Source organism: Sorangium sp. So ce362 (assembly GCF_051519845.1).
Classification (GTDB): domain Bacteria; phylum Myxococcota_A; class Polyangia; order Polyangiales; family Polyangiaceae; genus Sorangium.
The window spans coordinates 5,154,010-5,180,914 of the sequence record NZ_CP150332.1; the positions used below are offsets into that span (position 1 = coordinate 5,154,010).

Annotated in this window: 21 protein-coding genes, 1 pseudogene and 2 riboswitches; of the genes and pseudogenes, 12 read left to right on the plus strand and 10 right to left on the minus strand. The window is 69.6% G+C overall.

Translation table 11 applies throughout. The features are described 5' to 3' along the window. Window positions 1-127: 127 nt before the first annotated feature. Window positions 128-1,327 carry a glycosyltransferase gene (locus WMF17_RS20015; protein WP_437650740.1) on the minus strand — a complete coding sequence of 400 codons (1,200 nt, stop codon included), beginning with the start codon at window positions 1,325-1,327 and terminating at the stop codon, window positions 128-130. Window positions 1,328-1,543: 216 nt separating this feature from the next. Here WMF17_RS20015 and WMF17_RS20020 point away from each other — a divergent pair, with 216 nt between their 5' ends. The 3 genes from WMF17_RS20020 to WMF17_RS20030 all read left to right on the plus strand — a co-directional run bounded on the left by WMF17_RS20020 (window position 1,544) and on the right by WMF17_RS20030 (window position 4,754). Continuing rightward, window positions 1,544-2,464: a LysR family transcriptional regulator gene (locus WMF17_RS20020; protein ID WP_437603671.1), complete on the plus strand. Its 921-nt coding sequence runs from the start codon at window positions 1,544-1,546 to the stop codon at window positions 2,462-2,464. Window positions 2,465-2,700: 236 nt separating this feature from the next. Continuing rightward, entirely contained in the window at window positions 2,701-3,855 is a 1,155-nt protein-coding gene (locus WMF17_RS20025) for a 2Fe-2S iron-sulfur cluster-binding protein (RefSeq protein WP_437650741.1), read from the plus strand. After that, window positions 3,837-4,754 (plus strand): sterol desaturase family protein, encoded by a 918-nt coding sequence (locus tag WMF17_RS20030; protein ID WP_437650742.1) that lies wholly within the window; start codon window positions 3,837-3,839, stop codon window positions 4,752-4,754. The genes WMF17_RS20025 and WMF17_RS20030 overlap by 19 nt, the downstream gene beginning before the upstream one ends. A 183-nt stretch (window positions 4,755-4,937) precedes the next feature. On the opposite strand, the gene WMF17_RS20035 is transcribed toward WMF17_RS20030, so the two are convergent. The 4 genes from WMF17_RS20035 to WMF17_RS20050 form a co-directional block, all read right to left on the minus strand. Beyond that, window positions 4,938-6,518, minus strand: coding sequence for a DUF4331 family protein (locus WMF17_RS20035; RefSeq protein ID WP_437650743.1), 1,581 nt, complete (start codon window positions 6,516-6,518; stop codon window positions 4,938-4,940). A gap of 31 nt (window positions 6,519-6,549) precedes the next feature. After that, the gene (locus WMF17_RS20040; RefSeq protein ID WP_437650744.1) at window positions 6,550-7,785 is read right to left on the minus strand and encodes a tetratricopeptide repeat protein; all 1,236 of its coding nucleotides are present in this window, start codon (window positions 7,783-7,785) and stop codon (window positions 6,550-6,552) included. 167 nt (window positions 7,786-7,952) lie between these two features. Continuing rightward, window positions 7,953-9,284: a Dyp-type peroxidase gene (locus WMF17_RS20045; protein ID WP_437650745.1), complete on the minus strand. Its 1,332-nt coding sequence runs from the start codon at window positions 9,282-9,284 to the stop codon at window positions 7,953-7,955. 115 nt (window positions 9,285-9,399) lie between these two features. Beyond that, window positions 9,400-9,951, minus strand: a complete 552-nt coding sequence (locus WMF17_RS20050; RefSeq protein ID WP_437650746.1) for a hypothetical protein — start codon at window positions 9,949-9,951, stop codon at window positions 9,400-9,402. 307 nt (window positions 9,952-10,258) lie between these two features. Here WMF17_RS20050 and WMF17_RS20055 point away from each other — a divergent pair. Further along, window positions 10,259-10,657, plus strand: a pseudogene (locus tag WMF17_RS20055) (Dyp-type peroxidase); the annotation flags it as partial. Window positions 10,658-10,666: 9 nt separating this feature from the next. Here WMF17_RS20055 and WMF17_RS20060 read toward each other — a convergent pair. The 3 genes from WMF17_RS20060 to WMF17_RS20070 form a co-directional block, all read right to left on the minus strand. Next, a complete protein-coding gene (locus WMF17_RS20060; RefSeq protein ID WP_437650747.1) occupies window positions 10,667-11,677 on the minus strand; it encodes an HTTM domain-containing protein in 1,011 nt (336 codons plus the stop codon). Beyond that, on the minus strand, window positions 11,674-12,228 hold the full coding sequence (locus WMF17_RS20065; protein ID WP_437650748.1) for a hypothetical protein: 555 nt from the start codon (window positions 12,226-12,228) through the stop codon (window positions 11,674-11,676). Before WMF17_RS20065 ends, WMF17_RS20060 begins: the two co-directional genes overlap by 4 nt. Before the next feature lie 237 nt (window positions 12,229-12,465). Continuing rightward, the gene (locus tag WMF17_RS20070; RefSeq protein ID WP_437650750.1) at window positions 12,466-12,768 is read right to left on the minus strand and encodes a hypothetical protein; all 303 of its coding nucleotides are present in this window, start codon (window positions 12,766-12,768) and stop codon (window positions 12,466-12,468) included. Between the two features lie 454 nt (window positions 12,769-13,222). On the opposite strand from WMF17_RS20070, the gene WMF17_RS20075 reads away from it, so the two are divergent. Next, window positions 13,223-13,714 carry a type II toxin-antitoxin system RatA family toxin gene (locus WMF17_RS20075; protein ID WP_437603681.1) on the plus strand — a complete coding sequence of 164 codons (492 nt, stop codon included), beginning with the start codon at window positions 13,223-13,225 and terminating at the stop codon, window positions 13,712-13,714. A gap of 5 nt (window positions 13,715-13,719) precedes the next feature. Here the strand turns inward: WMF17_RS20075 and WMF17_RS20080 are convergent, their stop codons facing one another. Further along, the gene (locus WMF17_RS20080) at window positions 13,720-16,593 is read right to left on the minus strand and encodes a helix-turn-helix domain-containing protein (protein WP_437650752.1); all 2,874 of its coding nucleotides are present in this window, start codon (window positions 16,591-16,593) and stop codon (window positions 13,720-13,722) included. 112 nt (window positions 16,594-16,705) lie between these two features. Here WMF17_RS20080 and WMF17_RS20085 point away from each other — a divergent pair, with 112 nt between their 5' ends. Then, complete coding sequence (locus WMF17_RS20085; RefSeq protein WP_437603683.1) at window positions 16,706-17,284, plus strand: prolyl hydroxylase family protein; 579 nt, start codon at window positions 16,706-16,708, stop codon at window positions 17,282-17,284. Window positions 17,285-17,300: 16 nt separating this feature from the next. Here WMF17_RS20085 and WMF17_RS20090 read toward each other — a convergent pair whose 3' ends face one another. Continuing rightward, window positions 17,301-18,161 carry an NAD-dependent protein deacetylase gene (locus tag WMF17_RS20090; RefSeq protein WP_437603684.1) on the minus strand — a complete coding sequence of 287 codons (861 nt, stop codon included), beginning with the start codon at window positions 18,159-18,161 and terminating at the stop codon, window positions 17,301-17,303. Window positions 18,162-18,484: 323 nt separating this feature from the next. Between WMF17_RS20090 and WMF17_RS20095 the strand changes: the two genes are divergently transcribed. From WMF17_RS20095 to WMF17_RS20120, 6 genes are all read left to right on the plus strand, one after another. Beyond that, window positions 18,485-19,105 (plus strand): cytochrome c-type biogenesis protein, encoded by a 621-nt coding sequence (locus WMF17_RS20095; RefSeq protein WP_437603685.1) that lies wholly within the window; start codon window positions 18,485-18,487, stop codon window positions 19,103-19,105. Window positions 19,106-19,209: 104 nt separating this feature from the next. Next, window positions 19,210-19,417: riboswitch (cobalamin riboswitch) on the plus strand. Window positions 19,418-19,855: 438 nt separating this feature from the next. After that, entirely contained in the window at window positions 19,856-21,319 is a 1,464-nt protein-coding gene (locus tag WMF17_RS20100) for a hypothetical protein (protein ID WP_437603686.1), read from the plus strand. Between the two features lie 68 nt (window positions 21,320-21,387). After that, window positions 21,388-22,371 carry a hypothetical protein gene (locus WMF17_RS20105; protein WP_437603687.1) on the plus strand — a complete coding sequence of 328 codons (984 nt, stop codon included), beginning with the start codon at window positions 21,388-21,390 and terminating at the stop codon, window positions 22,369-22,371. Between the two features lie 137 nt (window positions 22,372-22,508). Further along, a riboswitch (cobalamin riboswitch) is annotated at window positions 22,509-22,716 on the plus strand. Between the two features lie 257 nt (window positions 22,717-22,973). Next, window positions 22,974-25,466, plus strand: coding sequence for a ribonucleoside-diphosphate reductase subunit alpha (locus WMF17_RS20110; RefSeq protein ID WP_437603688.1), 2,493 nt, complete (start codon window positions 22,974-22,976; stop codon window positions 25,464-25,466). Next, a complete protein-coding gene (locus tag WMF17_RS20115; protein WP_437603689.1) occupies window positions 25,463-26,482 on the plus strand; it encodes a ribonucleotide-diphosphate reductase subunit beta in 1,020 nt (339 codons plus the stop codon). Before WMF17_RS20110 ends, WMF17_RS20115 begins: the two co-directional genes overlap by 4 nt. Beyond that, on the plus strand, window positions 26,469-26,891 hold the full coding sequence (locus tag WMF17_RS20120) for an acyl-CoA thioesterase (protein WP_437493285.1): 423 nt from the start codon (window positions 26,469-26,471) through the stop codon (window positions 26,889-26,891). Before WMF17_RS20115 ends, WMF17_RS20120 begins: the two co-directional genes overlap by 14 nt. Window positions 26,892-26,905 lie beyond the last annotated feature (14 nt).

Below are 26,905 nucleotides of genomic sequence, written 5' to 3' on the forward strand. Positions count from 1 at the left end.
GCCGAGTATGCCACGCGGGCGCCTCCAGGAGCCAACAGTGCCCGTGAGCCTCCTCCAACCGGCGGGTCGTCACGCAGGCCCCCGGCCAGCTCACTTCGGCTGCGTGGCCCGCGGCGACCCCCCGAGGTTACGCGGAGGCCCGCTCGATGAGGTCGGCGGCGACGGCCGTGCCATCCACCGCCACGGCGCCGGCGAGCGCGGCCGCGCGAGCAACGACCCCCTGATCGAGGGCGCCCCCCAGCGCGGCCAGGAGGGACTCCGCGCTCAGCGCTCCACGAGCCACGGACGTCCCGATCCCGAGCGCCCGGACGCGCGAGGCCCAATAGGGCTGATCGGCGAACATCGGGACGATCACCTGCGGGACGCCCGCGCGCGCCGCGGTCGTGGTCGTGCCCGCGCCGCCGTGGTGCACAACCGCGGCGACCCTCGGGAACAGCGCCTGGTGGTTGACGTCGCCGATCGCGATGCAGTCGGGGGCGTCGTCGACAAGACCGAGCTCGGCCCACCCCTGCGACAGGACGAGGCGGCGCCCCGCAGCCCGCACGGCCTCGATGACGATGCGGCCAGTCTGCTGGTCCGCAGGCATGCTGCCGAAGCCGACGTAGACGGGCGCCTCGCCGGCGGCGAGGAACGCTTCCAGCTCGGGCACGAGCGGCGTCTGATCGGGAAGGAGCCAGGCTCCCGTCTGCGTGGGCTTCAGGCCGGGAGTCGCCGGCAGCGGCCCAAGGACCGGATCCGCCGCGAGCCACGGAGCCTCGCCCAGGATGTGACTGCGGGCATCGCTCAGCGGACCCAGGCCCCGTCGCTTCCGATTGTCGTTGAGCCGCTCGAGAATGCGCTCGTTCCAGCTCCGCGATTCGTCCTGCCAGCGCCGGAGGTTGGACTCCGGGTCACCCCCGGGCTCCCCGCTGGGCGCATGATCCGGCGACGGCAGGGCCACCGACGCGTACACGGCGACCACGGACGGGATGCCCAGCCGTTCCGCGATCGACCGTGCGGCGTACTGGTGCTCTCCGCCGGCCACGATCACGTCGCATCCCTCGGCGGCCGACGCTGTCGCGTCGAACTGGTCTCTCACGAGGTGCTCGACCAGCGCGCGGATCTGCTCCGGCGTCGGCAGGGAGGCCTGCGCGGCGGCGGCCCCGCTCGGTTGGCGCATCGCGATTCCGATCGGGGCCGCCGTGAAGCCCAAGCCGCCCACCCAGTCGATGAAGTTCGGCGGAACGCACAGCCTCACGTCGTGCCCCCGACGCCGCATCTCGGCGGCCAAGGCAACGACAGGTTGCACGTCACCGCGCGTCCCCACTCCCGTCAGCAATATCCGCATCGTCTCTCTCCCTTCCACCACGCGTGTCGCGTGGATGTCGGACGACGACGATGGCATCGCGGATGCGATTTTTCATCGGAGCAGCGCCAAGTTAGGTTATACATGCTGGAACGGCAGGCGGGGCGAGGACGCCCATACCACGCATCATCCGTTCAGGCCGCGCTCGCCCCCGCGGGCCGAGCGCGGCACGTGGCGGGGCTGCGCTACCCTCTCCGCATGAGCGCACCGCCGCTTCCTCGCCTGCGCGCCGTGGACCTGAATCTGCTGACCGTGCTCGACGTCATGCTCCTCGAGCGCAACGTGACACGCGCAGCCGAGCGCCTCGGCATGACCCAGCCCGCCGTGAGCAGCGCGCTGGCCCGGCTGCGGCTCCTGCTCGACGACGATCTCTTCGTGCGTTGCGGCAAGGAGATGGCTCCGACGCCGCGCGCCCTCTCGCTCGCCGGCCCGATCCGGAGGGCGCTCGACCTGATCCAGGCCTCGCTCGCTCAGCCTGACGCCTTCGACTACACGGCGAGCCACACCTTCAAGCTGGGGATCGGCGACCTCGGAGAGGCCGTTCTCTTGCCCCGGCTTCTGCAGTGGCTCGAGCAGCTCGGCGCTCGCGTCCGGATCGAGATCTGCCGCGAGCCTGGGGCCTTGCTGCAGAATGAAATGCGGCTCGGCAAGGTCGAGCTCGTCCTGGATCATGTCGTCATCCCGGGCGAGGGGTTCCGGCGAGAGCGCGTGCTCGACATCGAGCTCGTCCCGCTGGTGCGCCAGGATCATCCGACCGTGGGGCCCTCTTTGACCGTCGACGAGTACATGGCGCTCGAACACGTCATCCTCGAGCCGCGCGAGGGCCAGACCGACCTGGCAGAGCATACCCAGGCCGTCGTGGGGCTATCGCGGCGCGTGCAGGTGCAGGTCCCCCATTATCTATCGATGCCGTTCATCGTCTCGCAGTCGAACCTCGTCTGCACGCTGCCGCTCCCCCTGGCACGGCTGTTCGAGCAGCACTTCCCCGTCCGGGTGGTGAGCTGTCCCCTGCCCATCCACCCGATCCCGCTGTTCATGATGTGGCACGTATGTCAGGAGGCCGACCCGGCCCATCAGTGGCTCCGGCGATCGCTCATCGATCTCTGCAGCCGCGTCTGACCTGTCCTCGGCGGGCGGGCTGATTCAGGAGGAGGCGCGCGACCCCGGATTCAGCGGAATATTCGCGCTGGCCATCTGACTCATACCGTTTCTTGATTGGGCTTTTCGTGGGTCGCCGCCCATGAAATCCGTGCGCTCAGGGCTGCACCAGCAAGGGGCGGCCCAGCGAAGAGCGACCCGAGCGCGCGGCCAGGTGCCGCGGACCTGGGTGGCCATCCACAGAAAGAGAACACATCATGTTCGGATTTTCATCTGTCCGCCGGAAGGGCGGTCGAGGCGGGACGCTTCATGTCCTGGGCAGCGAGCGCGCGGCGACCATCGAGCCCGGAGAGACGCTGCTCAGCGCAGCCGCGCGCGCGAACATCCCGTTCCCCCGGATGTGCAACGTGGGCGAGTGCGGCACTTGCAAGTGCCGGCTCACCAAGGGGCATGTCCGTCTCAAAAAGGATATCTCTCGCCACGTCACGCCCGAGGAGCTCTCTGCCGGCTTCGTCCTCGCCTGCCAGAGCCTGGCCGAGTCGGAGGACGTGGAGGTCGAGGTCCCGGGCATCGGCCGCGAGCGCTCGGCGAGGCCTGCGCCGGTGCAGCCGGTGCAGACGGACGCGAGCATCACGCGCGTGACGCCGCTCGCGCCCGGCATCCTCGCGATCGAGGTCGGCCTCGCTGCGGAGATCCGCTACGTGGCCGGGCAGTATGCGCAGCTCACAGCGCCCGGCGTCCCGGGGCTTGGCGAGCCGCGCTGCTACTCGTTCGCCCAGGCACCGGCTCGGGCCTCGCCGCGAAGGGCGCTCTTTCATATCCGCCACGTCCCGGGCGGCGCCTTCACCGACTGGCTCTTCGCCGCCGATCGCACGGGCTCGCGACTCGGCTTCTCGGGGCCACACGGCGGCTTCCGCTACCACGAGGCCGGGCGGTCGCTCCTGTGTGTGGCAGGAGGCACTGGCCTCTCGCCGATCAGCGCGATCCTCGAGCAAGGGATCTCGGACGGGCTCGCTCGCGACGTGACGCTGGTCGTCGGCGCGCGCACCCGGCAGGACCTCTACGCGCTCGACGCCATCGCCTCGATCGAGGCGCGATGGCGAGGGCGGTTCGCCTTCGTGCCCGTGCTCTCGCGAGAGCCCGAAGGCTCGAGCTGGACAGGGCGGAAGGGGCACGTCACGGACTACCTCCGTGAGGTCGCCGTGGCCCACGCCGATCGCGCGGCCTACCTGTGCGGGCCGCCCGGGATGATCGACGGCGCGCTCGACGTGCTGCGCGGCACGATCCCGCCGGACCACGTGCATTGCGACAAGTTCCTGGACCGTGGCTCGATCGCCCTCGCCACCTCGGCGGGGGCACGAGCCCGGACACGACGCGCGGAAGGAGAGGCATCATGCTCGGAAATGCTCTGATCGCCCTCGCTCTCATCGCGATCTTCGCCGCCTTGGAGATCGCGTTCGGCCTGTACCGGCGCCCCGGCGTGCTCACCATGCGGGAGCTGGGCGCGAGCCTCGTGAGTCTCGGTAACTTCCTGCTGGTACGCGGCGCATCCTTCGCCGCCTTGATCTGGGCGTTCACGGCGATCTGGCCGCGCTCGGAGGGGGCGCTCGCGGGCGTGAGCTTCTGGCTCGCCTTCCCGATCTACGTGCTCGCCGACGAGTACGCGGTGTACTGGTTCCACCGCAAGAGCCATGAATGGCCGTGGCTGTGGCGTATCCACAAACCGCACCACGTCCCGCGCAACATGAATATCGGCGTCGGTTACCGGCAAAACTGGCTGTGGCATGTGCTGGTGCCGGGCGCGTGGTTGGGCCCGGCCGTCATCTGGCTCGGCCAGCCTGGTGCCTACGCGGCTGGGTTGGCCTTCAGGACTCTGATGGTGTTGATGGAGCACTCCGATCTCCGCTGGGATCTGCCGCTTCAGCGCAACCGCTTCACGCGTCCTTTCATGTGGGTGATCGAGCGCGTCATCTCGCTGCCCGACACCCACCACGCCCACCACGGCGTCGGCCGCTACGGCAATGCCATGAAGAACTATGGCGTCGCCCTCATCTGCTTCGATGTGATCCACGGCACGCTCGTGATCCCGCACGCTCGGCAGGAGGGCTTCGGGCTGCCCGACGACGCACCGGCCGAGCCCTGGGCTGAGCAGCTCTTCTGGCCGTTCGTGCGCTCGACGAGCTCGACGAGCTCGTCGAAGAAGGTGGCGGCTCATCGCCCGTCGATCGAGCCCACGCCGCCGGCGGCCGCGCTCGCCGCGGCAAAGGCGGTGATTTACACCGCTGATGGCCGCGCTGTCGTGGTGAGCTGAGCCGTGTTACCAAGCACCGTTGTTGATGCCGATGGTGCGCTTGGGCGCTACCCGACTCCGACAAAGCGAGCGGCGTCGCGCTCGTCGCGATCGAACAATTTCGGATTTGCCACGGCGCAGCTTGTGGACGGCCCCGTCGATCCGGCCGATTGGTTCGCTCAGCTCGGGAGACGATAAAGGGCTTTATTGGAGCACGCCGAAACGCGTCTTCAAGCCCTCGAGGCCCTTGGAGATGATGGTATTGACCGTTGCGCCTATGAACGGGGTACCCGCGCCCTTGAGCCGATAGCTCACCCGCCACTCCACCGTGCAACCCGCGCCCTTGTCCCTGACCTGGATGACCCCCGTGTAGTCCGAGGCTGGCAACCCGCTCACCATCGTGTACCGCATGAGCCGCCGGGCGTCGTCGAGCTCCTCTAGCCGTTCGACGACTTCAGATCCGTCCGTCATGAAGCTCTTCCGCAGCTGGCCGACCCCTCTCCCGACCGTCTCCAACCGCACGACCATCGGGTGCCAGTCCATCAGCCCGTCGAAGCGCCCGATCACCTTCCAGACTTCCTTGCTGCCGGCGGCGAGGTTGACTGCGCGGGTGATCTCGATCGGCGTCACGTTGGGGGGCTGCACGTAGGGGAACGTCTTGCCCCCCGGCTGCGTGGCGCCCTTGGCCCCGCCGCGGAGCATAGGCCCTCTGCCACGGTTGACCTCGTACGAGATGAAGATGTTCATGACATTGGCGTCGAGGGTCCTGCCCCCGCCCGTGGCGTACTTCTTCCCCTCGAGCGTGCTGTGCTCGATCTCTCGATGGCTGTCGTCGGTGGTCGGCTTGGTCACATCAATCAGGAGAAAATCGTCCAGGAGCACGTTCACCAGGGCCCTGCGCCCGGCCTCTGTCCAATCGACCTTGCCGTCCCGCCTGTCCCAGAGATCGAGTGAGAGGAGCAGGCGATCTCTGTAGAGCGGCAGGCGCTTCGGGTCGACCGCGAACGGATCCTCCTGATTCCACAGGTCCCGCAGGTCGATCTCGCCATCGACGAACATGCGGAGGTTGGTCACCTCGGGCCGTCCGATCCGGTCGATCCGCGGGACGTCGCTCGTGAACCCCCCCCCTGCGGCGCCGGGCGTTGTCTCTGCGATGACCCCGAACAGCGATCCCTTGCGCGGCTCGAGCACCTTGGTCGTGTCGAGCTCGATGACGATGCTCAGGACGTTGTTGTCCTGGAGGGCGTTGGGGATGGCCTTCGGTATCGCGCTGCGGGGCGGGTGCCCCCAGCCGGAAAAGAAGGGGTCCGACCGCAGCCCGGCGAAGATACGGAAGGCGCCATCGGGCGTGGCAGCGCCTCGCGCGTCGCCGACGACCAGCGGCAAGGTCCTCCCGCCAGGCAACGTGCACGCCCCCCTTTGGCGCGGCTTGCCGCCGCTCGTTGAGGCTTCGAGCGGTTCGAACTTGCAGGTGAACTTCAGCTCCTCCTTGGCGGCCTGAAAGCGGGCTTCGTTCCCCGATCCGGCGACATGGACGCGGCGCATCGCGATGATGTAGTTCACGGCGTCGGAGAAGAACGCGGAGTCGCCCGCGAACGGGAACACGTTGGCGATGAGCACCGTGTGGTCGGTTCGCTCCGGGCTCTGAAAAGCGTACAGATCATTCAGGTCTGCCGCCGGATCGCCCATGGAGCGCGGCCCGTCGATGTGATCCGACGCGATGGCCGGAAGACCGCCGATGGGCCCGAGAACAATGATCCCGAGCAGGAGACGGAGGAGCGGCATGACCGTATTCCCCCGGCGGCGGGCGACCGCTTCACTCGATGTGGGCCTGTGGCACATGGGGGTTCTTCTCCGTTGATCGGTTCTTGCGCGAGAGAGGAGACCCCTGAAAGGCCTTCGTGTTCCCCAGGCGCGCCTGGGCCTCGGCGAGCAGATTGGCGGCGAGTCGTCGTTCACCGACGCGGACGGCGGCCTCGTGGGCCAACTCGAAGGCGCGGAGCGTCGGCCGGTTGGCCAGGTTGCGGCGAGCCAGCGACAGCGCCTTGAGCACGTCATTGCCGTCACCGAGGTAGAACTCGGCGGCGTGATCGGCGAAGGCGAGCTCGTGCCGCGCGAGGAGCCGATCGTAGGAGGCCCTGGCCCCAAGCAACTGTTCCTGCGCTTCCTGGGCGCGGCCCTGCTCCTTCAGGACCTGGGCAAGGCGCCACCTGGACTCCGGGTCGCCGCGGCGTGCCCCGGGGGTGAGGAGCGCCTCCGCCTTGGCGAGAGCGCCGCGCCTGGCGTAGAGCTCGGCGAGGTGGACGCGCGCCGGAACGTAAGTCGGCAAGTACGCCAGCGCCATTTCGTAATAGCGCCGAGCTCTCTCGGGCTGCGGCGCGGGCATGCGCTCGCCCCAGAGCACCCCGCGCTGGAAGCAGACCCACGCCGGCGGAAACGGGGAGACATCGCGGTACTGGGCGAGCGCCCGTGCATACACGCGGTCCGCCTCCTCGTACTCGCCGAGGTCCACCAGCAAGGCCGCAAGGGGGAGGAGCTCGTCGATGCCGGAGATGGTCTGCGCCCTTCTGCGACGCACAGCCAATACCTCCGCCAGATGCTTGCCGGTCGCTTGCTGGATCGAGAGCCGCACCGGCTCGGTCATGGCCGCCAGGACGCCGCGGCGCCCGGCTTGGCGGAGGTCGGCTTCGGCCTCCTCGAATCGATGCAAGTACGCCGCGATCCTCGCCGATAGCAGGTAGGTCTCGCCGGCTTCGGGCTCATGGCGACGGAGCTCTGCGGCAAGGTGATGGAGGCGATCCGGTGACTCTATGTCGCCCAGGAACTGCGCCTTCAACTGCTCGATCTGGACGATGCGATCCGGCGCGCCGTTTTTTCGGGCGAATCGGAGATAGTCGCTCCAGGCCGCGCGGAGCGAGCTCTCCAGATTGGAGACGGCGATGTCTCCGGACGTGGTCCGGAGGGTCGAAGCGCGTACGCCCGGCGCGATCCCGATCCCCAAGCAGAGCAACCCCAAAAAGAGCCCGATTGGCTTGATCGCGTGGGCTGGCATCGTCTGCCTCCTCGTGCACGTTCCGACGGCGATCGCGGCCGTGCCACCTTGTGAGCTCCTCCATCCGCGAACATCCGCAAAACGCACGCCAGCATCATTGGTACGGCGGCGCACATCACATCCTGCGGGACCGACCGTCTCGTTCCATCGTCAGGTGAAAGCGCAGCTCATGTCTGGAGATCAGCGAGCCATCGCAGGGCTCGCAGCCCCGGCATGAATGCGTACTCACCGCCCCTTGTCACGACGAACCGCGGCAATCCGTGGAGGCGCCGCGGGATCGGCCGTCGTGGAATTGTAAAATCGCCGTCCCCCTCATTCGATCCGGCGATGGGGTCCTTGGCGTTGCCCGCCCCGATGAAAGCGCCGCTGTTGACCCACTCCGTTTGCACGAATTCGAACTGCCGCCCCGGGTGCGCTCCAACGAAGGCAAATATGAACCCCCGGTCGACACCATCGTCCTCCAGAACCCCTTCCGCGAGCGGAGGACCATAGACCGTTCCACGCCGGATCATCCGGTGCAGGCCGACTATACCCGCCACACTCGAGTCTCGTGGGTTCACTCGGCGAATGTGTGATTCGAGAGGAGTCTTGAAGCCTGTCGGGTCGTCTCCATAGAGGAATGCGTTGTTGCGTAGCGGGTCGCCTCCCAGCTCGGGATTGTCGCTGGATGGGCTGAGCGCCAGGGGCGCGCCGCTCCGCCAGCGCCCCATCATCTTTGCCGCTAGAAGCTCCTCGTCGTCCGGTCCGAGAGAGTTCTCCTTCACGTATCGGCGGAACAGCGCCACGCGTTGGTACAGCTTACGAAAAGCCACGTAGGTCCCGTTGCGGCCCAGTGCCTCGGGCTGGGGCGTCAGGGTGCCGCCCAGCTCGTCCGGGTAGCCCAGGACGAATTCACCTGCCTTGTAAGGACGCTGCGCCGGGTTGGTTCCCGGAATGCCGCTGCCCTCGATCGCGGGATGGCTCATGCCGTCCCGGAACCCGAAGTGTTCCCTTGGACCGGGCAGCGCATAGCAATCCTGGCGCCAGATCAACGCAACTCCCGGCAACGCCTGGATCGCTTCTCGAGCGCGCTCAAGCGCCGCCTCCAGGCCGTGCGCGTCCGGCGACAGCGCAGTGATCACGACGTGGACGTCTGGAGTTCCGAGCGGTGCTTCCCAGTGCTCAGGGCTGCTATCGCCGGTGTCTCCCAGGTGGCGCGCGCGCGCGGCCATCCCCTGCTGGAACTCCCACGCGAAGCTATCGAGCGACTCCTGCGGCACGCCGAGCGCCTTGAGGCCCTGGAAGGTGAGCGAGGCGCTCACCCAAGTATCGGCCGCCGGACTCTCGCGGCGGGCGGCCGAGACCACCACATTGCTGAGCCGCCTCATCAACTCCCGCCCTGCCTTGCGGTCGTCGATGCGGAGCAAGAGGTACGTCGCCACGTACGGCGCAGGCCGTGGGCGCAAGACCCCGCTCTGTATGTCATCCAGTTCGAGCAGGCCGCTGACTGACTCGGGCATCGATCTCCTCCATCGCGATTGGTTCCATTTAGCGCGAGGTTTCTCCAGAAAGTCTCCAGGTCAATCGCGACAGGAACGGGAATTCTGCTCCCTGTCTCGCAACCAGAGAATGAGCTCACTGCATCTGGTCGAGCATCGTGGAAAGGGCGCACTTGACTTTGAGCGCCTTGACCACCTCCACTCCGGTGGCGTCCGGATACTCCGCGTATTCCATGAATGGCTCAGCTGCGTGCTCACGTGCGAACTTGGCGAACGAGGCAGGATTTTCCTTCCAGTCCAACGGAAAGCCTTCGAGCTGCTCGAAGATCGTATTGAGGCCTGCCTGTTTGAAGAGCAGCACCGCGTCCTCTATATACTTGTCGAAATCCGTGTCGAAGAAGCCGATATAAAGGAACCACGTGGTGTCACCTTCCTTGTAGGTGGCCCAGCGCAAATAATGGAGCGCAAGCGGAGCGAGCGCCTGGGGTTGCTCCTTTATCAGATTCTCGATGGTCTTACCGTGTGCGCGAACCACATCCTCCCGTCCTGGTATGACCTTGGCGATGAGCGTGAACCCGCGTGACCTGGGGAGCACCGTACCGAATCTCCCTGCCTCTATCTCTTCGTCTGCTCTTGGCAGCGCTTCTGCAAGCGGTCGAATATCGGCGCAATTCCGTGTCCGGCTCATATCATCTCGCTTTCGTGACCGGCGGCTGTTTTCGTACTAGAACGCTTCCCCGAGGTGTACATCATTTTCTGTTCGGCTATCCGCGGTGGCCGAACGGCTGGCTCGGGAGGCATCTCATGGCATGTAACCCCCTACATCGGGCGTCTTCTGAAGGATCTGCAGCTCACGGACGAGAAGCGCAAGAGCACGCGGTCCTCTTGCCTCGACTTGGGGCGCGCCTCCCGGAGGGTAGTGTCCGACCACCTTGACGAAGGTATCCGGGAATATCCGATACTCGATGGTTCCCGGCCTCTGTCCCACGGGGACCTCGGCTTTCCGTCAGTTCCTGAAGGCGAACTCGGCGACTCCCGAGGAAGAGGTTGGCGCTCGCTGCAAACCGCGGAATTCCGGACAGCCCGAGCGCTGGCGGAGCGGCGCGCCGCTGGCGCTCAGCCCGGAGAAGGACGAGGCTGCTCTGGGCGCCGACCCGACGCGCAACAACGCCTTCCTCTACCGTGACGATCCGAAGGGGTACAAGACCCCGCCGGGCTCGCACATCCGGCGCGCGAACCCGCGCGACGCGCTGAGGGGCGGAGACACGGTGCGGATCCACCGCGTGCTCCGGCGCCGCACGACCTACGGCCCGCCGCTGCCGGAGGGGGCCCTGGAGGACGACGGCGCCGACCGGGGCCAGGTGTTCCTGTTCATCGGCGCGCACCTGCGCCGGCCTACCCGACTAGCGCTCTGACGACCCGATGACGTCGTGCACCGATCCCGTTCGTCCGTGAAGAGCGCCCACAGCCGAGTGCGCTCGCGCCTGTCGAGGGTCCGCCTTCACGCCAAAGGCGGCAATGGTGAACACCGACATGATGGCACCGAAGATATCGAGCCTCATGAAGACCGCGATTCCAACATGCAATCCGACCGTGGCTGCTACCCAGAGTCGCCGGGTCCGACGTGGCCAGATGAAGAACGGGTACCCGATCTCCACGAGCAGCACCATCCACCCCGCGGCCACGGCGATCCAGGCGTGGTGAGCGAGCCACGAAAAATCGAACCGCCGGTACTCGGGCAGCATGAGCGATCGCCACACCGCGTCGCCGTCCCACCACGCTGGGCCCAATGCCTTTTCCACACCACTCGAAAGGTAGACGAGACAAAGGTGCAGCTGTACCACCCGCAGCGCGAGACGCGCAGTCGCGCTCGGCTCAGGCGGCGCTCGTCCGAAGACACGATCGAGCGACAGCGCGGCGCCAGAAGGCATGAAGATGAGGTAGAACAGGAAGATGTTCGCGAACTGATCTGCTCCGTAGTTCGTCCTTTCCGCGGTCATCATCAACGTGAAATGCACGAACCAAGCGCACGCCGCGGAGAACCTCGTCCTCCAGCCGAGCAGGAGGCCAGCCAGCGACAGCACGTAGAGAACACCCACTCCAGCGATCACCGAGCTCTCACCGACCCCGAAGCGCGAAAGTGCATTCACGAGGTGGCCGATCCGGGGGAAACCGATCGCGCCAGCCCCGTCGAGGAGCTGTCCCTGAACGATGCCCGAACGCGAGTACAGCTCGGAAGCGATGGGCGCGATCAGCGCCGCCTGCATCAAGAGGACCGACGCGAGCCCTATCCGGAGCGCTGCCAGGGGCCGCGCCGACGCGGGTGCGAGCGCGAATCGCCCCATCGAGCCCCACAGGCGCGCAGCTGCCTCTCGAGCATTCGGCAGGCGCAGGGTACAGGTCCGCTGCCTCATGGCGTCGCCTCTTTGTTGATCTCGCCAGTAGCGAGCTGCGCCTTCAGGTTGAACTTGGCCTGATATTCGACAACCCACTGCGGCGGCTTGCCCGCGCGATACTCCGCCATCGAGGGCAGGTCGTAGCTTTCGAGCCGGACAATAACGCTGTCCGCCTCTGGGTGCTTGGCGAACACCTTCGCTGCCCAGGACGCAACCAGAGAGCGCCTCACGGCCGGGTCCTGCTCATCCCAGTACATACCGATGATATTTTTGACGCGGAGGTCCGCTTCGCGGCTCGCTCCTGTCTCCAGCACCTCGGTCGTCAGCGTTCCCGCGCGATCCCTGACCTGGAAGGTGGCCCAGGGCAGGGGCCCGACGCTCGGAGCAAAGAAGGAATACGCGCTGCTGGCCCCGGAGAGCGCGCCATAATAGCCCACCGCACGCTCCACCCATCCTCCGTACGGCAAGCGCACATGCAGCACCCCCAGCACGATCACCAACCCGAGGTGGATCGCGGCAGCGGGAAGCACGAAGAGCACGCGCTTTTCCATGTTTCCTGTCTCGGCCATGGAGCTCACCCCCGTGGAGCCGTATTGCGCGCGGCGTGCCACCCGCTTTCGCCACCCACGTATCCAATGCGTTGCCACCGGGCCGCAGAGCAGGCCGCGGTCGGACGGCGACGCTTGACGCGCGATGTCTCAGCGCAATCGCCCGCGATGTTCGACTCCGCGCTCGGCAAAGCGGACCCGGCATTCCGTGATGGCCGCGCCCAACTCCGTGCCCATCACGGTAGGGCCCTACCTGTCCTAGCGCCGATAGGGCCGGTAGTGGCCGACAGCCGGCCGGTAGTGGCCGACAGCCGGCCGGTAGTAGCCGGCCGCCGGCCGGTAGTAGCCGGCAGCCGGCCGGTTGTAGCCGGCAGCCGGCCGGTAGTAGCCGACAGCCGGCCGGTAGGCGTAACGCTCGTTGTCAGGCGATGGTGGCGTTGCTGTCTCCTCGACGAGGTTCAGGTTGTCGATCGGCACCGTATTCGCCGCAGAAGCAAGCGCAGAGATCCCGCACACTCCTGCGCTGACAGCGATGAGGCCAAGAATTTTCACGTGGTTCATTTGTCGGCTCCTTCCCTCTTCGGTTGCGCCCGTGGGCGCGACGTTGCGCCCATGACGATGCAGGAAACGGGCCGAGTTCGACCGGTGCGGCAGGTGGCAGGCTGCTGATCGCAGCGCACAGATCATTCCTGAGTTGTGGGTTGGCCAGGTGAAGGTGTGCAATGCGTGAGCGGTGTGCTGCGACACTGCGGCACCAGCGGCATTACACCCATTCATGGCAGTCAAGAACCTACCCCCCGGCAGGGAGCATCCAGGATCTTGGGAGACCATGTTCAGGAACATGCGGAGATCCCGGCGAGGCGGCTTGAATTTGGGGGGTGCGTCGGTGATGCTCAATCTATCCCCCTATCCCCGCGGACCGCGCCAGCTCACTTCGGCTGCGGGGCTGGCGACCTGAACAGCCGTCGCAGCGCGCGCTCGCCATCGCGATCCCCGCGGCCCTATCCTGAGCGCCATGCCCACGATCCAGAGCACCGCCGAGATCGACGCCGCTCCCGACGAGCTCTTCGCGCTGTCCCAGGACCACGATCTCCGGCTCGAGTGGGACCCGTTCCTCCGCGAGATGCGCTACCGCGACGGCGCGACCGAGCCGGCCGTCGATGTGCGGGTGTGGGTGCGGGCGAAGAACGGGCTGTCCATGGAGGCCCGTTACATCACCCTGAACCCGCCGGAGCAGGTGGCGATCACCATGGTCGACGGGCCGCGGATCTTCCGCCAGTTCTCGGGCGCGTGGCTCTTCAAGGCGCTCTCGCCGCGGCGGACCCGCGTCACCTTCCGTTACAATTTCACGGCGCGCCCGCGGGTGCTCGCGCCGGTGCTGGAGCCGGTGATGGCGGCCGTGCTGAAGCGCGACGTCGAGAAGCGCCTCGCCGGGCTCAAGGCCAGCGCCGAGACGACGGACATCCTGCAGCGCCTGCCGCGGCGCGGGACGACGGCGGCGGCCTGACCCGCCTACCTGAACCGCGCCTCGCTCTCCGGGGTCGACCCGAGCCGCGACAGCGCCTCCCGCGACGCCGCCGCCTCGGGATGGCGCAGGCGCCCCCGCAGCGCCGCCGCCTCGGCGAGCCGCTCCCGCCCGCGCGGCACGTCCCCCTCGCGCGCCGCCGCCACGCCCGCCCAGTGCAGCGCGTCCGCCCTCGCCCACGCGTCCTCGCCCGCCCACGCCACCGCCGAGCCGGCGAGCGCCACCGCAGACGCCGCCTGCCCCGCGCCGCGGGCCAGCGCGCACCGCGCGGCGACAACCGCGAGCCGCGCGCGGAACGGGCCGAACCCGCACGCCTCCGCGACGTGCAGCCCCTCCAGCGCCTGCCGCGCGCCCTCGTCGAGCCGGCCGGCCACGAGCGCGATCCGCGCCGCGAGCTCGTGGCACCGCAGCGCGACCTCCACCTCGCCCGTCGCGGAGGCCCAGCGGCGCGCCTCGACGAGGTGCGCCTCGGCCGACGCGACGTCGCCGCCGTCGCCGTCGCCGCCGTCGCCGCCGCCGTCGAGCAGCGCGAGGCCGAGCAGCGTGTGGCCGTGCGCCACGTGCCCCTCCCAGCCGCGCCGCCGGCACGCCGCGAGGTTCCGCTCGGTGGCCTCGCGCGCCTCGTCCCGGCGCCCGAGCGCGAGGGCGTGCTCCGCCTCCCAGAGCGCGCGGCGCGCCACCGGGGCGTCGCCCATCGCACGCAGGAGCGCGAAGCGCTCGCCCGCCGCGTCGACCTCGCCGAGGTCGTGCAGCACCGCGGCGAGCAGCGCCAGCGCGCGTACCGCGTGGGCCTGGTCCGCAGCGCGCGCGACGCTCCCGGCGCGCGCGACGCTCCCGGCGATCTCCGCCGAGCGCTCTAGCAGGCGGCGGGCCTCCGTCAGGTTGCCCCGTAGCCGCTCCGTGTACGCGAGCGTGCGCAGGCCGGTCGCGAGCGGCGCCGGGTCGGCGAGCGCCCCGGCGAGCTCGTTGTGCGCCTCGTAGCAGGCGCAGGCGAACGCGAGATCGCCGAGCGCGCCGGCGTAGAGGCCGGCGTCGTACGCGAGCGACGCGCGGACGCGCGCGGGCAGCGAGGCCGGCATGCCGCGAGGATCGTCGCCGCCGGCGAACGCGCGCAGGAGCCGGGCGCCGCGCGCCATGTCGCCGAGCTGGAGCCCGAGATGCGCGAAGCCCCCGAGGCCGAGCGCGTAGATCTCGTACGCCTCGGTCGCGCGCCCGGCGCCGAGCAGCTCGGTGAGGATGGCCTCGTACGCGTCGAGCGCCCGGCGCTCCCGCGGGGCCCGGCGCGGCGCCTCGTCGAGGCGCGGCGGCGGCGCGGCGCTCCCGGCGGCGTGGATGCGATCCGGCGGCACGCCGAGCAGCGACTTGAAGTGCTGCCGCACGAACGGGTGCGTCGAGTAGCAGCGCTCGCCCTGCCGCGCCGCGAACACGAGCCCCAGGCGCTCGAGCCGCGCGAGCCCGCGGGCGAGCTCCGCGGCGCCCCACCCCGCCATGGCGCCCGCGATCTCGCCGCCCGCCCGGACCAGCTGGAGCAGCGCCGCCTCGCCCGCGCCGCCCGGGAACACCGAGAGGCGCGCGAGCAGGTCCCGCTCGCCCGGGGGCAGCGCGCGCGCGTAGGCCGACAGCACCGAGCTCAGCCGGCGGGCGAGGACGTCGTCGCGCTCGGCCTCGGCGAGGTGCGCCGCGCGCGCCGCGGAGAGCCGCCCCGCGTCGCCGCCGAGGAACGCGCCCACGTACGAGCCGACCACGGCGACCGAGAGCGCGTGGCCGCCGGTGCTCTCGAACAGCGCGCGGAGGGCGTCGTCGTCGCTCTGGATGCCCCAGCGGCGCATCAGCGACGCGGCGTCGCCCTCGCCGAGCGACTCCGGCCGGATCGTCGAGAGCCCGCCCTCGGCCCAGGCAGCCAGATCCGCGAGCTCGAAGCGCGACGTGACGAGCGCCCGCGCGCCGCCGAGCCCCGCGGCGATCGCGCAGAGCAGCCGCCGGAGGAGCGCGTCGTGGAGCTCGCCGTGCGCACGGCCGGCGCCCCCCTCGGCCTGCACGGTCTCGAGGCCGTCGAGCACGAGCAGGTGCGGCGGGCCCTGCCCGAGCGCCTCCTTCAGCCGCGCGAGCTGCTCGCCGGGCGCCGCCGGCGGCCGCGGCGGCGCTGCGCCGGGGGCGCCGGGGCCCGGCGCGAAGTAGGCCGCCGCCTTGTCGAGGAACGCCTCGGTCCTGGGATCGTCGTAGAAGCTCCAGACGAGCACGCCGCCGGGCCGCGGGGCGTCACCGAGCCCCCGGAGGAAGCGCTCGGCGATCGCGGTCTTGCCCGCACCGCCCACGCCGAGGAGCGCGATCACGCGGGGGGAGGGCGGCGAGGCGCCGGCCCACGCGGCGAGCCGATCGAGGATCTCCCCGCGCCCGACGAAGTGCCGCGCCCGCTGGAGCGTGTGCGCGTGCAGCGGGCGCCACGCCGGGGCGGCTCCGTTCGCCGCCGCGGGCGCGATCGCCGGCGCCTGTGCCTCTGCTGCGCCGCTGGGCGCCTCTGCTGCGCCGGCGGGCGCCTCTGCTGCGCCGCTGGGCGCCTCTGCTGCGCCGGCGGGCGCCTCCCCCGCCCCGGCGACGAGCAGGTCGGCCTCGGCGAGGCCGAGCTCGGCGCCGAGCCGCTCGAGGATGCGCCGGCGGGACGGGCTCCGGACCGAGAAGCCGAGCCGCGGGTCGTTGACGGCGCCCGACTCGTAGCGGCGGTAGGTCCGCACATCGACGCCGATCGACGCTGCGACCTGCTCCTGCGTCAGGTCGAGCTCGAGCCGCGCCCGCAGCAGGAGCGCGTGGTTGAAATGCGCCGCGGGCTCCGCGCCGCGGCCCGCCCTGGGGACCTGTGCCATCGCTGCGAGCCCTCGATGTTCGGCGATGCCCTGCCCTCCTGTCCACCGCGCTGCCCGGTCCTGCCCGGTCCCGCCCTTCCGGATCCGGCCCGCCGCGACGCAGGGTTCCCGCATGAGCAGCACGATCCACGCCGAACGACCCGCCCAGCGGACCGCCCACGCGGACGACCTCCGCATCTTCACGGTGACGAACCTCCTGTCGCCCGAGGAGTGCGATGGCTTCATCGCACTCGCCGAGGCTCGGGGCTTCGAGCAGGCGCCGATCGGGGGCACCGACGTCGTGAACCTCGAGGTGCGCAACAACGGCCGCATCCTCCTCGACGATCCGGCCCTCGCCATGAGCCTCTGGGAGCGGCTCGCGCCGTGGACCCCGCCGCGCTGGTGCCACCACCGCGCCGTCGGGCTGAACGAGCGCTTCCGCTTCTACCGGTACACCGAGGGCGAGTACTTCAACTGGCACGGCGACGGGTCGTTCCTGCGCTCGGACGGCGAGCGGAGCCTGTTCACCGCGATGCTCTACCTGAACGACGACTTCGAGGGCGGCACGACCGACTTCTGGGGCGGCCGGAGCATCACCCCGCAGCGCGGGATGGCCCTCGTGTTCGAGCACCGGCGGCTCCACCGCGGCGCCGCCGTGACGCGGGGGTGCAAGTACGTGCTCCGCTCCGACGTGATGTACCGGCGCGACTGACCCCGGCGCGGCGCCCTCACCACGGCCAGGACGCGCCGGCCAGCGCCTCGGCAAGGCGCGGCAGCACGTCGCCCGCCCGGGCCTCGATCTTCAGCGCGCCGAGCTCCTCGCCGCGCGCCGACCCGAGGTTGACCATGGCGATCGGGATGCCCCGCTGCGCGGCGCGCAGCACGAAGCGGTAACCCGAGAAGACCGCCAGCGACGAGCCCACGACGAGGAGCGCGTCCGCCGCGTCGACGAGGGCGAACGCCGCGTCGACGATCGGCCGCGCCACGTTCTCGCCGAAGAAGACGACGCGCGGCTTGAGCGGGCCGTCGCAGCGCAGGCAGGGGGGCGCCTGGAAGCCGGCCACGTGCTCGGCAGGGAGATCGGCGTCGCCGTCGGGGGCGATGTCGGCCGCGAGGCGCAGCCAGCCGGGGTTCCGCGCGAGCAGCCGCGCCTGGAGGGCGGCGCGCGGCTCCATCGCGCCGCACGCGAGGCAGGCGACCTCGGAGAGCGTGCCGTGCAGCTCGATGACCCGGCGGCTGCCGGCGGCCAGATGGAGGCCGTCGACGTTCTGCGTGATGAGGCCCTCGAGCAGCCCGTCCCGCTCGAGCCGCGCGAGGGCGCGATGCGCAGGGTTGGGCTCGGCGCGGGAGAAGCGCTCCCAGCCGATCACCGCGCGCGCCCAGTAGCGCTGCCGGATCTCCGCCGAGCGCGAGAACTCCCGCCCCTGGATCGGGTTGCGCGCGCGGCGCCGCGTCTCGGGCCCGCGGTAATCCGGGATGCCGGACTCGGTGCTGCACCCCGCCCCCGTCAGCGCCACGAACCGCTTGCCGCGCAGGAGCGCGATGAGGTCGTCGACCGGATCCGCGAGGAGCGCTTCGCCGAGCGGCATGGACCGGTTTGTGACCCGTTCCAGGGGGCGCCGCCAGCCGCCGGCCGCCCGCCCGCCGGCACGACGCTCGGCACAGGCACGGCGCCCCTCCGGGCCCACCCGTCCAGGCACACGCCCCCGCAGCCATGGAGACGGGCGCTGCGCAGAAGAGCTGGGACCAGCAAGCAGGGAGTCGAGGCGCACGCCGGCAGTGCGTCACGCTGTCGCACCTCATCGAACGATGCAGCGATATCCCGCCCTTCGGGCCGCACGCGGGCGCGCCGCGACGAGCGCGACATCGTGTCGCAGAGCCCTGGCGGACGGCCCCGCTAGGCTGTCTCACGATGATCCAGCGAGAGCACGGCAGGTCGGCGAATGACTCGGCCCGTACCGCGCACGGGGTCCGCGAGGTGAGCTCGCCATTGCACCTCCGGTCGCTGCGCGGCGCGCGCTGGCGCCGCGCGGCGGCGCTGGTCGCCTTCGTCGCGGGCGTGGCGATGAGCGGCAGGGCCGAGCCCGCGACGCCCAGCCAGGCTGCGTCCGAGCTCGTGGACACGACGCCGGCGCCCGGCGAGCGGGCGCTCGCAGGGCGCCTGCTCGCGCCTTGCTGCTGGGATCAGACGCTTGATGTCCACGAATCGGAGGTGGCGCGCGATCTTCGCCGCGAGATCCGCGCGCGCCTCCGCCAGGGCGAGGCGGCCGGCGCCGTCGAGCAGGACCTCGTCGCACGTTATGGCGACCGCCTCCGCGCGGCGCCCTCGTCAGGCACCCTCGGCAAGGTCGCGCTTGGATTGATGCTGGGCATCGCGGTGGCCTTGCTCGGGGTCTTCGCCCTGCTGCGCTCGTGGAGGCGCAACGCAGCGCAGACGGGTCCATCCAGGGGCGCCACCGCGGCGGCCCTTCGCGACGAGTATGACGAGTATGACGAGCGCCTCGACAACGAGCTCCGGGAGCGCGACGCGTGAGCGCATCCCCGCCGTGACGCGCGCGGCGCGGCATGGCGCGGTCGTCGCCCCGCTCGTCCGGGCGCAGCCCCAACATCCCGCTTGACCGGAGTCCCGCACCACAATATGTAGTGCCTCGTGTTGGTGCCTCGGGCTTCGGCCCCGGGCTCAAAAGGGAACCCGGTGCGAATCCGGGGCTGCCCCGCAGCGGTAAGCGAGAACGATCTCCACGACGAGCACTGGCCTCCGGGCTGGGAAGCGGTGGACCGTAGGAACCCGGCGAGAGCCGGAGCGCTCGCAAGTCCGAAGACCTGCCAACATCCTGCGTCGGGGAGACATCCCGCGCCGGTTTGACCTGGAAGCCTCGTGGGAGGGCGGTAGGTCCGAGCTGGCGCGAGACTCTCGCGCCGGTCCCGGTTCCGACCCGTTCCCCGAGCTTTCTTTCGCAATCGTCCGCGGGGACGAAGGGTCGGTCCGATGATCATCTCGAAGGTTCAGCGCCCTCGCGCGTCGCAGCTGGCTCCTCCGCGCCTCGCGTCCTCGTACCGAGCGCTCTGGCGTCGATCCGTGCGGAGCCGACGACGAGAGACGTCGCGCTGAGCCTTTCCGGTCGAGGATCAACACAACGTATCCCCCGTGCGCGTCGTCGCGCCGGAGCGCGATCACGCGCGCTTCGTCGCCCGATGGAGACAGCTCAGCTCTCGAGCGCGACAGGGGGGCGCAGGCACGCTCCTCTCCTGTTGCAGCAGAAGTAGAAAGGAAAGAGTCCCTATGCGCATTGTCGCGTCTTCCGTCACCGCAGCGCTCCTCCTGCTCTCACCGTCGGTGTTCGCTGACGCCTTCGACGAGTACGCGGGGAACACGTCGTATACGTTCGACCTTCCCGCCATCGCCGGCGGGTGGTCCGTGGCCCTGGATGGGTTCCCCACGACAGCCCAGGAGATCGATGGCTACGAGCTGGCCGGCCGGCTCCTCGCCGCCAACGATCAGACCGTGTACCTCCAGAAGAACTATGGTTCGAGCGCCTACGTGCCCGTCGCGACGCTGAGCGACGGGCCGATGGATCCGAGCTTCCTCGCCATCTCACCGGACGGCAGCACGATCGCGCTCGGGGTCGGGTACGGGGCGCCGCTGCTCGTGTTCCCGAGCTCCATCCTCAGCATCACCTCGCCGCCGGACCTGCTCAGCCACGTGGACGTGATCGAGCTCGACGTCGACTACTACGACCTGGCCTGGTACGGGAACGAGGCGCTCGTCATCAACGGCGGCTGGAGCGGCCCGGGCGGCTACACGAGCGGCGTCTATGCCCTCGATCTGACCGCGTCGCCGATCACGGAGATCCCGCTGATCACGAGCATCCCCGGCGCCTCCGCGGGGATCGCCGTGGACTCCGAGGGCAACCTCGTCACCGGGATCGGCCATCTGACCTCGCCCAACCGGACAGGAGAGCTCCGGATCTGGGCGGCGGCCGACGTCCAGGGCGTCATCAATGGCACGTGGAACGCCTACGCGTATGGCGGCAGCGAGGGCTCGCTCCTGGCGAGCAACGTGCTGAACGCGGCGGCGCTCGGCTTCGACGAGGACGACACCCTGCATGTGGGCGGCGGAGACGCGTTCGGCGTCGGCGGCGCGAGCGAGAACGGCTACGCCGCGCTCATCCGCGCCAGCGTCGTCGCGAGCGTCGTCGGGGGCAGCCAGACGCCGGTGAACGAGGCGAGCTCGTCGCAGTACCTCGAGCTCGCGCCGGACGTCTGCGAGGACGACAGCACGACCTCGCCCATCGCGTTCGTCGGCCACACGAGCGCCCTGGCGATCGTTTGGAACCCGTCGGGCGACGAGTACTCGTCCCCCGCGGGGCAGTGCTACTCGGCCGGAAGCGCCTCGGACTTCTGGGAAACCTGGGTGACGCCGAAGGTGACGCTGTACTTCCCCGACGGCGCGCCGGACTCCGACAGCGACGGCGTGCCCGACGGCGCGGACAACGCCTACCTCACCGCGAACTCGAACCAGCGCGACACCGACGGCGACGGCTTCGGGAACATCGCGGACGCGGATCTCGACAACGACGACGACGTGGACACGGACGATTACAACATCCTGATGGCGGCGTGGAACACCCAGCTGGGCAACTCCGGATACAACCAGCACGCCGACTTCAACGGGGATGGGAGCATCAACAGCACCGATTATAACATCCATTCCGCGCGCTACGGTACGTCGGCGCCGTTCTACTGATCAGCACGCGGGCCGCGCGACGCGTCGGGCGCGTTCCGACGCGTCGCGCGCCCGCCCTCGGAGGTCTCATGGTGTTTCGCATCGCGCGCGCGAGCGTGCTTCTGTCGGTTCTCACGATCATCGCCTGTTCCTCGGAGGACTCGCCGTCCGGGAGCGGGTCCGGGGGAATGGGAGGAACGGCCGCGCAGGGATTCGGCGGCGCGGCCGGTCAGGGAGGGGCCACCGGATCGGGCGGCGGGGCAACCACGTCGTCGAGCGACGCCGGGAGCGGCGCGGGCGGCGCGACGAGCACCGGCGGCTCGGGCGGCGCTGGGGGCGACGGCGGCGCTGGGGGTGCCGGGGGCGACGGCGGCACTGGCGGAGAGCACGCCACCGGCGGCGCAGGGGGTACAGGCGGGGCGGGCGGCGCTGGTGACGGCGGCGCTGGTGACGGCGGCGCTGGCGGCGGCGGCGCTGGCGGCGGCGGCGGCGGCGGCGGCGAGGGCTGCACGGGCGCGGAAACGGTGTTCGCCTCCGAGGTGGTAAGCCACCTCTTCGGGCCGGGCCAGACCTATGGGCAGGACAGATTCCCGGGCATCGCCTTCGGTCCTCCCAAGGGCGGGGGTTGCTGCGCTGGCTCGACCGACGTGGTGTCTCTCGGCAACGGCGGCACCGTCACCTTCGGCTTCTCGGGCAATCTCATCCTCGACAGGCCAGGACCGGACTTCATCGTCTTCGAGAACGCGTTCCAGACGGGCCCGACCACCGTGTTCGCCGAGCTCGCGACCGTGGAGGTGAGCCAGAACGGCGTCGACTGGATAGCCTTCCCGTGCACGGCCACGGCGGCCCCCTACGGCTCCTGCGCCGGCTGGCACCCCGTGCTCGCGAACCCCGACACGAGCTCCATCGATCCGACCGACCCCGAGGTCGCGGGCGGCGATGCATTCGACCTCGCCGATCTCGAGCTCAGCTTCGCGCGCTACGTGCGGATCACCGATCGGCCGGACTTGACCGGCGCAACGGGCATCTTCGATCTCGACGCCGTGGCGATCGTAAACGCGTCCTGCCCCTAGCTTTACCTCTGCTGCGGGAAGTCGGCCGGGAAGCGAACCGCAATGACGCCAAGGAACCAGGAAGCAGTAAGGAAAGCAGAACGGGGAAATGCCGGTCCACCCCCAACATCTCGCTTGACCGGAGGCCCGCACCACAATATGTAGTGCCTCGTGTTGGTGCCTCGGGCTTCGGTCCGGGGCTCAAAAGGGAACCCGGTGCGAATCCGGGGCTGCCCCGCAGCGGTAAGCGAGAACGATCTCCACGACGAGCACTGGCCTCCGGGCTGGGAAGCGGTGGACCGTAGGAACCCGGCGAGAGCCGGAGCGCTCGCAAGTCCGAAGACCTGCCAACATCCTGCGTCGGGGAGACATCCCGCGCCGGTTTGACCTGGAAGCCTCGTGGGAGGGCGGTAGGTCCGAGCTGGCGCCGACTCTCGCGCTTGTCCCGGTTCCGACCCCCTCCCGCGTCGTCTTCCTTTCGCCCGCGGGGGCGAGCGGTCGGTCCGAAGGCTCTCTCCTGAAGAGCACGCGCCCCGTGCGCATCGGCTGGCTTCTTCGCTCTCGCGGCATCGACGCGAGCGGTCCGGGACCGCTCCGAACGAAGCACGACGAGGAGGATTGCCATGCTGAGCGATACGTCGATGAGGAGCAACGGCGCGGCGCCGTTGCGCGCGCTCCACACGCCCCACACGAGCACCCGCGGCGCCGAGGACGCACTCCCACACACGACGATGCGGGTGAAGAAGAGGAACGGATCGAGCGAGCCTGTCGACGTCAACAAGATCGTCCGGGCCGTGAGCCGCTCTTGCGCCGGCCTGTCCGACGTGGACGCGCTCCGCGTCGCGACAAAGACCATCAGCGGCCTCTACGACGGCGCGACGACGCGCGAGCTCGATCAGCTCTCCATCCAGACGGCGGCCTCGCTCATCGCCGATGAGCCCCAGTACGCGAAGCTCGCGGCGCGCCTGCTCGCCACCTATATCGACAAGGAGGTCCGCAACCAGGAGATCCACGCCTTCTCGCAGTCCATCGCCGTCGGGCGGCGGCTCGGCCTCATCAACGAGCGACTCCACGGCTTCGTGGCGCAGAACGCCCGCAAGCTGAACGACGCCATCGAGCCGGGGCGGGACAACGAGCTCGAGTACTTCGGCCTGCGGACCCTCTACGATCGCTATCTGCTCAAGCACCCCGAGACGCGCCTCGTCGTCGAGACGCCGCAGCAGTTCTTCCTGCGCATCGCGTGCGCGCTGTCCGAGACGGCGGCGCAGGCCATCGAGCTCTACCGGCTCTTCTCGTCGCTCGACTACCTCCCGAGCTCGCCCACGATGTTCAACGCGGGCACGGGCCACGAGCAGCTCTCGAGCTGCTTCTTGCTCGACTCGCCGGAGGACCACCTCGAGACCATCTACCAGCGCTACACCGACGTCGCGATGCTCTCGAAGTTCTCGGGCGGCATCGGGCTCGCCTACCACCGCGTGCGGTCGCGCGGCTCGCTCATCGAGAGCACCAACGGGCACTCCAGCGGCATCGTGCCGTGGCTCAAGACGCTCGACGCGTCGGTGGCGGCCGTGAACCAGGGCGGCAAGCGCAAGGGCGCCTGCTGCGTCTACCTCGAGCCGTGGCACGCCGACGTCGAGGAGTTCCTCGCGCTGCGCGACAACACGGGCGACGAGGCCGCGCGCACGCACAACCTGAACCTCGCGAGCTGGGTGCCGGACCTCTTCATGAAGCGGGTCGAGGCCGACGGCGAATGGAGCCTGTTCGATCCCAAGGACGTGCGCGATCTGCCCGATCTCTACGGAGACGAGTTCGAGCGCCGTTATGCCGAGGCCGAGGCGGCGGGCCTCGCCAGGAAGACGATGAAGGCGCGCGAGCTCTACGCGCGGATGATGCGCACGCTCGCGCAGACCGGCAACGGCTGGATGACGTTCAAGGACAAGTCGAACCGCGCGTGCAACCAGACGGCGCTGCCGGGCCGCACCGTCCACCTCTCGAACCTGTGCACCGAGATCCTGGAGGTGACCTCGAAGGAGGAGTCGGCCGTCTGCAACCTGGGCTCGATCAACCTCGCGCGCCACACGGCCCTGCGGGAAGACGGCGCGGTCGCGTTCGACCTCGAGAAGCTCGCGCGTACGGTGCAGAGCGCGATCCGCCAGCTCGACCGCGTCATCGACCTCAACTACTATCCCATCGCCTCGACCCAGCGCTCGAACCTCCGCTGGCGGCCGGTGGGGCTCGGGCTGATGGGGCTGCAAGACGTGTTCTTCCAGATGCGTCTGCCCTTCGACGCCCCGGCCGCGCGCGACCTCTCGCGGCGGATCTCGGAGGAGGTGTACTATCACGCGCTCTCGACGTCCGCGGACCTCGCGGCCGAGAAGGGGCCCCACCCGTCGTTCGACGAGACGCGCGCCGCGCGCGGAGAGCTCCAGTTCGACGCGTGGGACTCCGTCCCGGAGGACACGGCGCGCTGGGAGGCGCTCCGCGCCCGCGTCCGCGCCGAGGGGCTGCGGAACTCGCTGCTCGTCGCCATCGCGCCGACCGCGACGATCGCGTCGATCGCGGGCTGCTGCGAGTGCATCGAGCCGCAGGTGTCGAACCTCTTCAAGCGCGAGACGCTCTCGGGGGATTTCCTGCAGATGAACCGCTACCTGGTCGCGGAGCTCAAGCGGCACGGCGCCTGGAACGACGCCGTGCGCGCGCGGCTCAAGCTCGCGGAGGGCTCGGCCCAGGGCCTCGACGAGCTGCCGGAGGAGGTCCGCGCCGTGTACCGGACGGCGTGGGAGATCCCGATGCGCTCGCTCATCGACATGGCCGCGGATCGCGGCGCCTTCATCGATCAGAGCCAGTCGCTGAACCTCTTCGTCGAGACCCCCACCATCGGTCAGCTGTCGAGCATGTACTTCCACGCATGGAAGAAGGGCCTCAAGACGACCTACTACCTGCGATCGCGCCCCGCGACGCGCATCACCAAGGCCACCGTGGACGCGGCGCCGGACCGGACGCCCGGGGGCGGCGCCGAGCCGCACCCCGAGCGCGGGTGGGTGCCCGCGGCGAAGGCGGCCGCGGACGTGGCGTGCGCGCTCGAGAACCCCGAAGCGTGCGAGGCCTGCCAATGAGCCGCCTGAGCCGCCCCGCGCGCCTCCTGGATTCGGGCCACTGCCTCACCCTGCGCCCGATGGCCTATCCGGTCTTCTTCGAGATGTACCGCGCCGCCATCAGGAACACGTGGACCGTGGAGGAGGTCGACTTCTCGACGGACGTGGGCGACCTGCGGAAGATGACCGGCGCGGAGCGGCACCTCGTCCAGCGCCTCGTCGCGTTCTTCGCCACGGGTGACTCCATCGTGGCGAACAACCTCGTGCTCAACCTGTACAGGCACATCAACGCCCCGGAGGCGCGGATGTACCTGTCGCGGCAGCTCTATGAAGAGGCGTTGCACGTCCAGTTCTACCTGACGCTCCTCGACACGTACATCCCCGATCCGGAGGACCGTCACCGCGCCTTCGCGGCCGTCGAGAGCATCCCATCGATCCGGGCGAAGGCCGATTTCTGCATGCGATGGATCGATTCCATCGAGTCGCTCGGGCGGCTGGACTCGCGCGCCGCGAGGCGGCAGTTCCTCCTCAACGTCATCTGCTTCGCCGCGTGCGTCGAGGGGCTCTTCTTCTTCGGCGCGTTCGCGTACGTGTACTTCCTGCGCTCGCGCGGCCTGCTCCACGGGCTCGCCGCGGGGACGAGCTGGGTCTTCCGCGACGAGAGCGCGCACATGCGCTTCGCGTTCGAGGTCGTGAGCACGGTGCGGCGCGAGGAGCCCGACCTCTTCGACGCCGGCCTCTCGCGGTCGATCGCCGACATGATGGATGAGGCGATCGACTGCGAGGCACGGTTCGCGGAGGATCTCCTCGGCGCCGGCGTCGCGGGCATGTCGGCGCGCGACGTGCGCCGCTACCTCGAGTTCTGCGCCGACCAGCGGCTCGTCACGCTCGGCATGCCGAAGCGCTACGGGGCGAAGAACCCGTTCTCCTTCATGGACCTGCAGGATGTCCAGGAGGTCACGAATTTCTTCGAGCGCCGCGTGTCGGCCTATCAGGTCGGCGTCTCCGGGGAGGTCGTCCTCGATGCCTCCTTCTGAGATCGAGCGCATCGAGGCCGGGCTCATCACCGAGGCTCGGCTCGTCGAGATGGTCTTTCCCGGGCAGACGAACCATTACGGGACGCTGTTCGGCGGACAGGCGCTCGCCCTCATGGATAAGGCGGCCTTCATCCTCGCCTCGCGCTACGCGCGCCGCGCGGTGGTGACCGCGAGCAGCGAGAAGGTCGACTTCCATGTGCCTGTGCGGCAGGGTCAGCTCGTCGAGCTCGTGGCGAGCATCGCCGCCACCGGGCGCTCCTCCATGACCGTGGAGGTTGGCCTCTACGCCGAGGATCTGATCAGCGGAGATCGGCAGCTCGCCACCCGCGGCCGCTTCGTCCTCGTCGCGCTCGACACGCACGGGAAGCCGACGAGCGTCCCACCGTTCCGATCGATCGCACAATCCTGAAAAGGAGAAAGGGA

Bases quoted from the DNA above. Each gene is read 5' to 3' on its own strand.
- WMF17_RS20100 (WP_437603686.1), top strand. From the start codon at position 19,856: ATGCGCATTGTCGCGTCTTCCGTCACCGCAGCGCTCCTCCTGCTCTCA.
- WMF17_RS20070 (WP_437650750.1), bottom strand. From the start codon at position 12,768: ATGAACCACGTGAAAATTCTTGGCCTCATCGCTGTCAGCGCAGGAGTG.
- WMF17_RS20035 (WP_437650743.1), bottom strand. From the start codon at position 6,518: ATGCCGCTCCTCCGTCTCCTGCTCGGGATCATTGTTCTCGGGCCCATC.
- WMF17_RS20085 (WP_437603683.1), top strand. From the start codon at position 16,706: ATGAGCAGCACGATCCACGCCGAACGACCCGCCCAGCGGACCGCCCAC.
- WMF17_RS20120 (WP_437493285.1), top strand. From the start codon at position 26,469: ATGCCTCCTTCTGAGATCGAGCGCATCGAGGCCGGGCTCATCACCGAG.
- WMF17_RS20115 (WP_437603689.1), top strand. From the start codon at position 25,463: ATGAGCCGCCTGAGCCGCCCCGCGCGCCTCCTGGATTCGGGCCACTGC.
- WMF17_RS20075 (WP_437603681.1), top strand. From the start codon at position 13,223: ATGCCCACGATCCAGAGCACCGCCGAGATCGACGCCGCTCCCGACGAG.
- WMF17_RS20015 (WP_437650740.1), bottom strand. From the start codon at position 1,327: ATGCGGATATTGCTGACGGGAGTGGGGACGCGCGGTGACGTGCAACCT.
- WMF17_RS20065 (WP_437650748.1), bottom strand. From the start codon at position 12,228: ATGGCCGAGACAGGAAACATGGAAAAGCGCGTGCTCTTCGTGCTTCCC.
- WMF17_RS20105 (WP_437603687.1), top strand. From the start codon at position 21,388: ATGGTGTTTCGCATCGCGCGCGCGAGCGTGCTTCTGTCGGTTCTCACG.
- WMF17_RS20025 (WP_437650741.1), top strand. From the start codon at position 2,701: ATGTTCGGATTTTCATCTGTCCGCCGGAAGGGCGGTCGAGGCGGGACG.
- WMF17_RS20040 (WP_437650744.1), bottom strand. From the start codon at position 7,785: ATGCCAGCCCACGCGATCAAGCCAATCGGGCTCTTTTTGGGGTTGCTC.
- WMF17_RS20045 (WP_437650745.1), bottom strand. From the start codon at position 9,284: ATGCCCGAGTCAGTCAGCGGCCTGCTCGAACTGGATGACATACAGAGC.
- WMF17_RS20095 (WP_437603685.1), top strand. From the start codon at position 18,485: ATGATCCAGCGAGAGCACGGCAGGTCGGCGAATGACTCGGCCCGTACC.
- WMF17_RS20080 (WP_437650752.1), bottom strand. From the start codon at position 16,593: ATGGCACAGGTCCCCAGGGCGGGCCGCGGCGCGGAGCCCGCGGCGCAT.
- WMF17_RS20110 (WP_437603688.1), top strand. From the start codon at position 22,974: ATGCTGAGCGATACGTCGATGAGGAGCAACGGCGCGGCGCCGTTGCGC.
- WMF17_RS20060 (WP_437650747.1), bottom strand. From the start codon at position 11,677: ATGAGGCAGCGGACCTGTACCCTGCGCCTGCCGAATGCTCGAGAGGCA.
- WMF17_RS20030 (WP_437650742.1), top strand. From the start codon at position 3,837: ATGCTCGGAAATGCTCTGATCGCCCTCGCTCTCATCGCGATCTTCGCC.
- WMF17_RS20020 (WP_437603671.1), top strand. From the start codon at position 1,544: ATGAGCGCACCGCCGCTTCCTCGCCTGCGCGCCGTGGACCTGAATCTG.
- WMF17_RS20050 (WP_437650746.1), bottom strand. From the start codon at position 9,951: ATGAGCCGGACACGGAATTGCGCCGATATTCGACCGCTTGCAGAAGCG.
- WMF17_RS20090 (WP_437603684.1), bottom strand. From the start codon at position 18,161: ATGCCGCTCGGCGAAGCGCTCCTCGCGGATCCGGTCGACGACCTCATC.